Here is an 11,657-nt window from a genome sequence, read left to right on the forward strand (position 1 = left end):
TGGTTTCCGCCTGCAAGCGCCCGGGTTAGTGGTTAAGTAATAAAATCTCGTCTCGGTATTCGATCTGCGCTTTACCAGGTTTGCGCTTGGTTACGCGCGCAGACTGCTCAGCTCACTGAGCGCCGCCAGCAGCGCATCCTGTTCAGGCTGATGCTGACGCAGCTGTTCGGTAAAGGCGGTTTTCCCCGCAGGCGCTAACCGCTCTGCATCGCGGTTTTCTGCAGGGAGTGCATCAGAGTGGACAGGCAGTTGCATCGCGCCACGGTCAGTTGCCATCTCTGCGCCATCGCCCTGCCCGGTTTGCAGCGTAATCGGTACGATCCGGCTGGTGCCGTCTGCAGCCTGCGCTTTCAGCGCCAGTTGGATCTGATTAACCTGCACCGCGCTAGCATCGGTAATACGCACCACGCCGTTGCGGGCATCGAACTGCACCCACGCAGGCAGCGGACGCCCGTTCGCCAATTGCAGCGTCAGCGTGGCATTGCCTTCACGCACGCTGAACATGCGCTGCGGCAGGCTAAAGGCGAGCGCGCCGGAGGCATCCGGCTGTAACGCCCCCTGCACGCTGCTGAAAGCCGACTCCAGCGCCGTTGTCTGACCGCGCACGCTCAGGAACAGGTTGGAATCCGTCGGGCGCAGTGCGGCGTTGTCGCGCATAGACGCTTCAGCACGCGAAGAGAAGTTGACCTGCTCCAGCGTTGGCATCAGCGATGACATCACCGGATCGAGCACCCAAGGGGCATCCGACTGACGTGCCGTGTCGGCATCGCGCTGACGCACAGGTTCGGTAACGATGTTGTTCGGTAGTGGCTGCGCTTCCGGGCGAGACAGATCGGCGACAATCGCCCCCAGCGGCTGGTCGCGCTCTCTTTCGCTCGAATCAACAGGCAGGCTCACGCCCTGCTGCACCAGAATCACCGGTGCCGCTGTTGCGGTGTTATCAGGATTGACTGGCTCTGTTGGTGTGCCGGGGTCGACTGGCGTTGAAGCAGCATTGACCGTCAGCGCCACATTCATTGCCGTCGCGTTGCCTGCGCTGTCCGTGGCGGTAATTGTCAGGTTGAACACACCGGCTGCTGACGGTGTGCCGCTGAACGTCCGTGTTGCACTATCAAAGCGCACGCCGTCTGGCAGTTGCGCATCATTAACAGTAAACGTCAGCGCATTATTTTCAGGATCGGTAAATAGCGTACCCGGTAAGGTATAAGACCAGCGGGTGCCCGCCTGCGCCGATGGCGGAGTGAACTGCTCAGCATGACCCACCGGCGGCAGGTTCACCTCTCTCGACAGCGTAACGCCGAGCGCCTGCGCAGCAGAATCAGCTGCGCCGTCATTGAGCACCAGCGTCAGCGATGTCGCATTCCCCGTCAGCGGGGCGCTCGTCGCCCAGCTAATTTGGCGTGCCAGCGCTGTCGCATCCGCACGGGAAATGGCAGCCGTGAAGGTCACGGTGAGCTTGCCGTCCGCCTGCGTGAAGGTGGCTACCGCTTGCCCGTCTTTGCTAATGACGCCATTCGCTAAGGCGAAACCGTTGCCCGCGGTAAAATCGAAGCGATCGCCGGCTGATGCCGTTTCACCACGCTGTAGCGTGATTGAAGCCCCCTGATAATTTCCCGCACCGCCGTTCAGGGCATCCAGTTCCGCATCGCTGAGGACGATAGACGGTGCAACGATAATTGCCGGGCCATCGACGCGATAAACCGGCAGACGAGAGACTTCATCCAGCACCGACACACCGTTGCCAAGCGCAATCAGACCACCGTCAACCGGCAGCAGATGAGCGAAGCTCGTACCTGCGTTTTTCAGCGTATCGATTTTTGTCAGCGTTTGGTCGTTCAACACATAGCGAGTGAGCGCACCGTCGCTTTGCGTGACGTACAGCACCCGCGCATCCGCAGAAAGGGCAATATCACTCACCGTGCCTTCTGCCGCGACGCGAGCAATATGTGTGAAGGTGCCCGTAGCGGTATCCAGCGAGAAGGCGTCAATCTGCCCTGCATTGGCGGCAAAGATGCTATGTCCATCGGCGCTGACCGTTATCTGCTCCAGCCCTGAGAGTTGTACGGTATTACCTGTCGCGTCGGTAAAGTCGCGGACATGTCCCAATGGCGTCAGTTTGCCGCTGTCGTCGCGCTGATAAACAATCACCGTCGAGGTGTCGTTGATTGCCGTGGTAACAAACAACAGATTGCCGCGGCTGAGAATACTGGTCGGGGCCCACAGATAAGGCGGATTATTCATATCGCCGCCCAGCGCCTCAACATAGGTTAACGCCCCTGTTGCGGTGTCACGGCTGAAATAGGCTAACTGGTCGCTGTAGCTATTGATGAGATAAAGATTCTTCCCATCATCAGACAACGCAATCCCTTTGATATTATTCAGGTTGCCATTATCAATATCATAATCGCTTGCTATCGTGGCCTTATGGGTCAACTCACCGTTCGCATCCCGGCTAAACCAGACAATCGCGTTGCCGTCGGCACGCAACGCATACACACTGTTACCCTCGGCGGAAACCTGTAGCTGGCTTATTCCGGTCACGCCTTCTGCGGCGGCGAAGGTACGCACATAGGTTAATTCGCCGCTGTTCGCATCACGCTGGAATAAGGCAATCGCGCCTTTATCATCACTGACATACACGGCCAGACCGTCTGTCGTGCGGGCGGCAGCCGTCACCGTGCCCAGCCCGCTAATCGCGGTGTACGTATTCACCAGACGCAGCTCATCGGCAGAGAGTACCGGATCGTTTGCCACAACAGGCGTGTCGTTAATAGCGGTAATCGCCACCGACAAGGCCGTAACCTGAGACTCCAGATAGCGATCGGACAGCGTCACCGTCACGGCAACCTGTGCGGCAGGCGTGCGGCTGTCGCTGGCGTAGGTAATCTGGCGCAGCGTATTTTGCACATCTTCCGTGGTCGGGATCGTGCCTGCATTCGCATTGAAGCGAATCGTCAGCACACCATCCTGATTACTGACCTGACCGATGGTGACGCCATCTTTCTGAAGCGTTTCGCCTGATAACGTCAGGCCGTTATCAGCACTGAAGCCCAGCTTATCCAACGCCGTTTTACCGTCACCCAGCGTAATCTTCAGCGTCGCGCCGTCGTAGTTACCCTTGCCGCCGTTGAGCTTGTCCATCTGCGCATCAGACACCGTTGCGTCTGGTGCCAGCATAATAGGATCGGCACGCTCGGTGTACGTCGGCGTCGTGCCCGGAATCGTGATAACCGGTGCAGTATTGGTTTCTGCCTCAGGCACCAGCGTCAGCGTAATCGCCTGATCCAACGTGGTTTCTGGTGCGCTGCCGTTATAATTATTTTCCTTAATCATCAGGGTAACGTGGCGTTCCCCGCTCGGGTTGCTGCCCAGATAGTTGTAGCCGATGCTGTCAATAATCGCAGCGGTTCCACTCGCGTCTCTCCCGACATACAGGAGAACCGTCGCTTTACCGTCCTTAACATCAACGGAATATTGTAAACCGCTGGCAGTACGCGGCGTCCCGTTGGATTTTTCGAGCACGATCGTGCTGCCATCGACGCTGATCGTCTCATTTGGCCCTGACACATCAAATGTCAGCACCACTTGCCAAATGGTCTGCCCACTCTCGATGGTGTCGACATGGGTATCTTTAAACAGCTTAACGAACTCGCCGTTGCCCGGAATCTGTGGGTTGAGCACCGTCGTCGTCAACGTTGACGGATCGTTCACACCGATGAGATTGACGGTGATATCCATGCTAGTGGTGTTATTGTCGCCGTCATTCATGCTGAAGGTGAATGCTGGCGACGAACCCGCGTGTTCAGGATCCTGACTGGTATTGTGATAGGTGATCTGGCGCAGCACGTTCTGCGCATCGGCTTGGGTTACCGATGCCGTAAAGGTCACCGTCAGCACACCATCAACCTGCGTAAAGGTGGCGATCGCGGTGCCACCTTTTAGGATAGTGTCGCCATCAAGCGTTAAACCATTATCCGCCTTTAGGCCGAAGGTATCTTCCGGTTGCCCACCTTCCTGTCGGCCCACCGTGATGGTGGCACCGTTATAGTCACCCACACCGTTATTTAACGCATCTAACTGCGGATCGGACAGGCGGCCTGATGGCAGCAGCACCGTAGCATCATTGCCTTCGGTATAGGTTGCGCCAGCCGTACCGACATTCAGCACATGAACCTTATCGCCACCAACCAAGTACAGCAGCTTGCCATCTGCACTCAACGCTATGTTTTGCAACGACGAGAAACTGATACCGAGTGAGCTATCCCAGCCGCTGCTAATCGTCTGTTTCAGCGTCAGGCTGCCATCTTCAGCGCGGGAGAAAATAGTGATGTTCTTCCCGATCACAAATAGCGCGGTACCATCAGCGGAAACCACCAGGTTGCTTGCCAACGCTTCACCCGAGTCGCCTCCGTCATCGGCAAACGGCTCCGTCGATACCAGCGTGAGCAACCCGTTGGCGCCCACCGCTATCGTATTGAGCGTGTAATTGCCCACATCAGCATGAATCGCATACAGCGTTTTTCCATCGGGCGACAGCGCCAGCCCGTTGATATAATACTCGCTCGTTCCGCTAATCTGGCCGACCTGAGCCAGCGCCCCTTGTTCATCAACGCTGAAAGCCGTGACGCCGACTGTGCTGCCGGAACCGGAAACAAACAGGTAGCGTCCGGTTGGATCAAGCACAAGACGGCTCGCCCCAATCAGATTATCGGCGGCCTGAGCAACCGCCGTCAGGGTACCGTCCGTCCCGCGCTTAAATACCAGCACGCTGCGGCTGTCGTCTATATTGCTGTTGGGCTGGGCAGCCGTCACATAGAGGTAATCACCTTGAGAAACAATCTGGGAACGCACATCCAGCGAACGCCCGCCCAACTCCGCCTGATCCAGAACGCCTGCTTGCGTCAGTTCACCGTCGCTGCCAACGTGGAAGATTGTCACCGCGTTGCCTTCACTGCCGATCACATACAGGTATTGTCCATCGGAGGACAGGGTGACGTCTGATGCGCCCGCCAATCCAGCATGGTCCACAACCTCATCGTTTTGTTCCGTCTCTTCGTTATAAACGGATCGATAGTTAAAGAAGGTCTTCGACAGGGTAAATTTACCTTCCGCATCGCGTACAAAGACGCTCAGCACTGCCGAACCACTCTCTGGTGAACTCACAACATAGAGCGTTTTGCCATCCGCAGAGAGTTCGCTGTCTTTCACTCCGTTAAGCACATCCACATAGCTATTGGAGTCATAACCATCAAGGGTGCCGATATTCTGCAGGGCGCTGGATTCACCGCCGATAGTTGGGACTTGCGCAGGATCGGATGCAATACTCAGCGTCAGCGTCTGCTCGGACTGTTCGCCCGAAGCATCACTCGCCACCACGGTAATAGCAAAGGATCCTGCGCCATTGAGCGCTGGCGTACCGGAGATCGTACGCGTGTCAGGATCGAAGGTTAACCCAGCAGGAAGACCGTTGACCTGCAGCGTCAGCGCGCCATTTTCAGGATCGCGGAACAGGTTTTCTGGCAGTTCTGCGGTATACGATTGTCCCGCCGTCGCAGATGGCGGAACGTACTCTACGTTATCCACCACGGGTGGCTTATTCGGCACCAGCGTCAATAGCAGGCTGGTCTCCTTAGCACCATCGCTAAAGGTGACTTTCAGCGGGATTGACGACCCCGCCGTGTCGCCCTCGTTACGGTAGGTCACCTGATGCAGAACCTGATTGACGACCGTTTTAGTGACGCTCTCGGTAAAGACAATCGTCACCGCGCCTTCACTCACATTGAAGGTGGCAATGGTCGCGCCCTGATACTGAATACTGCTGCCGGCCAGCGTAAGATCGTCCCCGTCCTGGAAAGCAAAGTGGTCATTTGCCGATGCGTCGCCGTTACGGCTAACGGTAATCGTCGCACCCTCGTAGTCATCGGCAGCATCCAGCTCCGGATCTGACAACGTGACGCTCGTAGCAAACGGCATGTCCGCCGTCTGACTATAAGGTGCATGTGCGGCCGCCGTGAGCACGTTCAGCCCGGCAAAGAACGTACTGACCCCGGCATAAATATTCTTTCCATCTGCGCTGACGGCAAGATGGTTGACGGTGTTAACCGAGAGTTCAACGCTATTACGATACGTTAACGCACCGGAATCGCTATCGCGACCAAACACCAACAGTGACTTACTGCCGAACGCCGCAACATACAGCGCCGAACCGTCTTCGGACATCACCAGTTCACGTAACGCCAGTGCGTTCGCAGGAATATGGCCTGCACTATACAGATTCAACGTCCCGGCGTAGGTCAGCGCCCCGGTGTCCACATCACGGCTGAAAATTGAAACAGTGCCCTGCGAGTTTGATGACACGTACACAAAACGGTTATCCGGTGAGATAACGATATCCTGCAAACCATTGAGGTAACGATCGTCCTTCGGAATCTCCGCGCTGTTCGTATCAGCCGCTATGGTACTTTTATTGATCGTGGTGACGTAGTCCAGGGCGCCCGTCTCTGCATCGCGCGACAGTACGGTAATGCTGTTATTCCCCAGATTAGAGATATAAGCCGATGTGCCATCGCTGGACAGCACAATGCCGCTCGGACTTCTCACCGGAATGGTGTCGCTGCCAATCAGCGAGCCGACAAACGTCAGCGCACCGGAGGTGGTATCACGCGAGAAGAAAACAACGGCGTTTTTAGTGGTTGATCCATCCGTCGGCGTCACGCCGTTAATGGTGTACAGCGAAGTGCCATCTTCGGACAGCACGATCTCGGAAACTGCCGCATCCAGGCCGCTGACGCCATTCATGCCCTGCGTGGCAACCACGCCGACATAGCTCAGCTGTCCCGTTGTGGCATCACGGGTAAACTGCACCAGCGAGTAGGCGCTTCCGCTGCCTCCCGCCACATACACGCTGGTGCCATCTTTCGATTGCACCAGCGTGGTGATGGTATTCAGGCCGTTAACTTCAATCGCAGGGGTGGACGGATCGTCCTGTTCGCCCTGCGTGAAGCTTTGTAACAACGTCAATTTACCGGTTTCTGCATCACGGGCATAAACGCGCAGATAGGTCTTGCCGCTGTTATTGTCCCCTTCGCTGCCGGTGACCAGCAGGGTTTTACCATCTTGAGAGACGCTGATCGCCGAGACACGTTCGTTGTAGCCGCTTAGCGTCCCTGCGTTGTAAAACAACGTGGCATCAGGGGAGTAGGTCGCCTCGATCGCCGGCGCATCGTTTAAGGCCAGATTAACGCTGCCAGATATCGTCAGCGTCGCGGTATCACTTCCGCCATTGGCGGTGCCGCCGTTATCCTGCAACTCGGTTAGCGTAATGGTACGCACGCCGTTGGCGCTGGTGCTCTCTTTGCCAGCCGAGTAGCTCAAGCCATCAATCAGCTTCATCATCGCCATGCTGCTGATGCCCTGAACGCTGCTCAGCACCAGTGAAGACTCACCACTCAGGGCGTTATAGGTGTAGGTATACTGGTAGCCGCTCACCGTCGTGCCCGCGCTGTCCTTACTCAGATCGATAACCGTACCATCCATCGTCAGGTATTCCTGATGCGGGTTGTTTAGACCATCAATCCCGATCGACAGTTTTGTCAGCGCCTGTCCGGCTTCCCCGGTGTTAATCGCGGTATCTTTGAACAGCGTGACGGAGCCACCGCGCGTATCCAGCGTCAGGTTATTTCCGCCCTGACTAACCAGCGTCGGCGCACTATTAGCGGTCAGCAATAGCGCGACAGTGGTCACCGTGCTGTTCAACTCGCCATCATTCGCCGTCACCGCCAACATCACTGTTTCGGCAGAGCTCTGGCTACCGACGTTGCGATAGGTAATCTGCTTCAGGACGTTATTAGCAGTTTCTTTCGTCACATCAGCGGTAAACGTCACGCTGAGCACGCCTTGATTCTGCGTGAACGTCCCAATCTCTGTGCCTGATTGCAGAATTTTTCCATCTTGCAGCGTCAGGTTGTTACCTGTACTGAAGCCGAATTGATCGTCTGCGGAAGGCGCTTCACGGCCGATAGTCACCACAGCGCCGTTATAATTGCCTGCACCGCCGTTTAACACATCCAGATTGCTATCGGAAAGTGCGATATGATCGGCAAACGGTAAGTCACTGCCGTAGAGATAAGTGCGTAATGCGCTAAAGCGCTGAATGGTCTCGCCGGCAATCAGAAGTGATTGTCCATCGGGCGATAACACCATGCCGCGCGTGTCGCCAATATCCTTAATCTGGCCGCTTTCACGTAGCGCCCCTGTCGACACGTTTACGCTATAAATCTGTAATGCACCTTCGCTGCTCAAGGCATAGAGCTGGCTACCGTCGGCGTTAAGATAGAGTGCATTGACGCCTTCCAGAGTTTTCGTGTCAGTGTGAACCAACGTTTTCCCATCAGTTCCGTCACGCAGTTGATAGACGCTAATTTCGCCGCTGTCAGGATCGGCAATGTAGATGAACTGCTGATCCTTCGAGATCGCCAGTTGATAATCTACCGCGCCATAACCTTCCCCAGACGTTTCCAGCGTGGCGACAGACGTTAATGTTCCGTCCTCGCCCCGTTGGAAAATCGATAGCGTATGCTTCGCCCCCATTCCAATCGTGACAACATAGTTACCACTGCTCGCCACAATGCCGCTACGATCAATTCCGCTGTCATTCACGCGCTGAAGGAACGTCAGGTCACCCGTCGTCGCATCGCGAGTAAAGATGACCATGCCATTCCACTGCGTGGCGATATAAACCTGGGTACCATCACCGGAGACGGCCAGTCCGGTAATATTGCCGTTTTGCGCCGCAATCGTCCGGGTATACTCCGGTTGCTCGGCACTGCCGCTGAGGCGAACCACTTGCCCATTGCTATCGAGGCTCAGCGCAACGATATTGCTATTACCGCTGACAGCGTACAGAGAACGGTTGTCCGCACTCAGCACGACCTCTTTCACATCCTTGAGCGCGCTGATCCCGCTCAGCGTTTGGCTCAACGTCAGTTTGCCGTGCTCGCCTACGGTAAAGACCCCCAGCGTGCCATCACTTCCGATGGAGTAGGCATAATCGCCAGTACTGGAATAGCGCACGTCCTGTGGCGACTCCATACCCGGAACAATAATGAGTTCAGCCAGTTCAGGCGCATCCGATGCGGATACCACGGGTGCCACATTGATCTTGCTGTCGATGGTAACGGTAGCGTGAATATTCAGATCGGCAGTATCGGTATCATCGCCGCCCTCATCGCTCAGGCTTTTCAGCGTCACCACAACATCACCGCCAGCCACAGTGTTGTCTAATGGTTTATAGGCAATGCCGTCGATCAGCTTAGCGACGTCAGTCGGTTCAAACGCTTCAGATGAAGCAATGCTAACGGTGACGGTTGTCGTCGCGCCACTGACAGCAACGGTATAGCTATATTGACCAGCACCAACAGTCGTTTTTGCCCCATTACCAGACTCTAATGTAATTTCAGTGCCATCAATGACTAATGCCTGATTCGCGCCCGTGCGGTTAACGGTAATCACTAGATCTTTCAGTTCCTGCCCGTCTTTACCTGCCGACACGCTAACATCGCTAAACAGATCGACCGCCGGGAAGCTGTCACTGGTATCGGTAATCGTGACTGTCGCCTTGGTGGGTGTCGCATCAACACCCGGTGCGGTATCCGTTGCCACCACAACCTGCGCGGCTACATCCGCCACCGTTGCCACAGCAGCGGCATCAAACATCATGCGCGGTTCCAGTACCCACGCCTGACGCGGCGTGCGCGTTAAGCCTGAACCAGATTTTGAGCGGGAAAAAGTCATCGTGTTATGTCCTGTAATAAAGGGGCAAATCGCGTCATTCCTGGCTGCCTTCAGCGGTCATTCAACCAGCCGAACATAGCCGCCCTCGGTTTCGATCTGGCCGGCAATACGATCCAGACGCCGGATCAATTGATCCTCAACGCCCTCAGCACCGAAGCCTGCACCATCGATAAAGCTCATCCGTTTCTCACCCTCGGTACAAATCAGCAGTCCTGGCGTCGCTTCGGCGTCGAACAGGTTGCGGCCAAAATCTTCTGGGTCGCCGGGGCGAATACCGACAAAATAGAATTTGATGTTGCGCGCGCGGAAGCTGGAACACAGATCGCGGAAGCGCTGCGCGGCAAAGGTACGAGCGGGATCCGTGCCGGTTTGGCCACTGAATGCATTGCGGTTGAAGTTGTAGCCATCGGTGTCGAACCAGTTACCAATCGTGTTAGCCAACATCACGATCACCTTTTGCCCGTCACCGTTGCCGTCCAGATTGAAATCCAGCGGCAGCGTGGCATCACCCCAGCCGTCTGAACCGCGCATGTTGGGCGACAACGCCGCACCCGCCCATGACATCCCGATGGCGTAGTTCACGTTGAAGCGGGCAGAAAACTGTTCGATACGCTGATTCAGCTTGCTTTCTTCATTGGTCAGCGGCATCAGCGCGGCATTCGGGCACCCTCTGTCTGCCACGATCCAGCGAGTATCCACCGCATCGGTATCATCGAAATCAGGGTTAGGGCCACGCCAGGAGATAGGAGGTGCACCGGGACTGCCGTTTTGCGGCAAATCGTGGCGGTAATAGACCTTGAATTGGCCGACAGGGGGTTCATCCCAGAAGAAATTTTCTTCCCGCCCCAGCCCGCGATACATGCACAGCAGGTTGGCACGACGATCAGGGAAGCGGCGGTCGGCCATGCTACTGACCACGCCGCTGGCAAACAGCGAACGCAGCTCTGGCGGATTCAGCGCCCCCGGTGCAGACCAGCGCCGAATGCGGTTGGCGTCTGCCGCGTCGTACACGCTCACCGACTGGCTATACGGCACCAGCGATAGCCACAGGTTGTCACGTTTGCCGTCTGCGCTACTCAGCATGCGCTCGACGAAACTGCGGCTAACGCTTTTCAGCGAACGGATATCTCCCTCACTCATATCCCCCGTCACTGGCATGACAAACGCAACTTCGGTCGGCCGGTTGATGACTTCGGCGGTCGAGAAAACTTCCTGCTTCCTCGCCCCGAGGCTCAGCAAACTGGGCTTGGTTTCGAAGGCGACGGTAACGGTATAGGTTTTACGCGTCTCGCTGTTGCGCCCTTCCGTGACGGCCACATCGCCCACCTCCAGTTTTTCACTCAGGGCCTTATTCATCCCCAGATTATTTTTGACGTAGTCATACGCCAGCTTATTGGTCTCTTCCTGGCTGTATTCTTCGCCATTTATGGTCGCCTGATGCCCGACGGCCAACGCAGCAGCATCCGTCGCGCGCTTGATCTGCGTGGCATCACCGGTTGCCGTGGAGGTATCCACGATAAAAGCCGCCGTCACCAATAACGCCATCGCCCCCAGTGCATAGAATCCGGTGCCCGCGCCCTTTTCCTCCTGAATAAAGGCAGACAGGCGTTCACGCCAGAACAGAGTAATTCCGGTAGCGTCTTTTTTTACTCTTCTGTTCTGTAAGGTTTTTTTCATTCCTTCCTATCCTGTATTCCTGGATTCAGCGCGTACTCAACCCGCCCATAAAACGGGAAAATAAAAACGACATTGCTCATATGCCTATAGATTTTTAAGTGTTTCATTATTCCGGTAACGAGAAGCTCGCTGCCGTTTGCGGTCTATTTGCCGCTTCTATGTCCGGTATAAAAATGTCCGGTATAAAA

Annotated in this window: 2 protein-coding genes; both read right to left on the minus strand. The window is 56.0% G+C overall.

Annotated features, from left to right (window positions below):
• Window positions 1-90: 90 nt before the first annotated feature.
• Window positions 91-9,792 carry a beta-propeller fold lactonase family protein gene (locus tag MYB54_RS18000; RefSeq protein WP_248721158.1) on the minus strand — a complete coding sequence of 3,234 codons (9,702 nt, stop codon included), beginning with the start codon at window positions 9,790-9,792 and terminating at the stop codon, window positions 91-93.
• 57 nt (window positions 9,793-9,849) lie between these two features.
• Entirely contained in the window at window positions 9,850-11,469 is a 1,620-nt protein-coding gene (locus MYB54_RS18005; protein WP_248721159.1) for a Tad domain-containing protein, read from the minus strand.
• Window positions 11,470-11,657: the final 188 nt, after the last annotated feature.

The organism is Pectobacterium nicotianae, assembly GCF_023272715.1.
GTDB lineage: Bacteria > Pseudomonadota > Gammaproteobacteria > Enterobacterales > Enterobacteriaceae > Pectobacterium > Pectobacterium brasiliense.

Excerpts from the sequence above, each read along its gene's own strand:
- MYB54_RS18000 (WP_248721158.1), bottom strand. The coding sequence starts at position 9,792 with ATGACTTTTTCCCGCTCAAAATCTGGTTCAGGCTTAACGCGCACGCCG.
- MYB54_RS18005 (WP_248721159.1), bottom strand. The coding sequence starts at position 11,469 with ATGAAAAAAACCTTACAGAACAGAAGAGTAAAAAAAGACGCTACCGGA.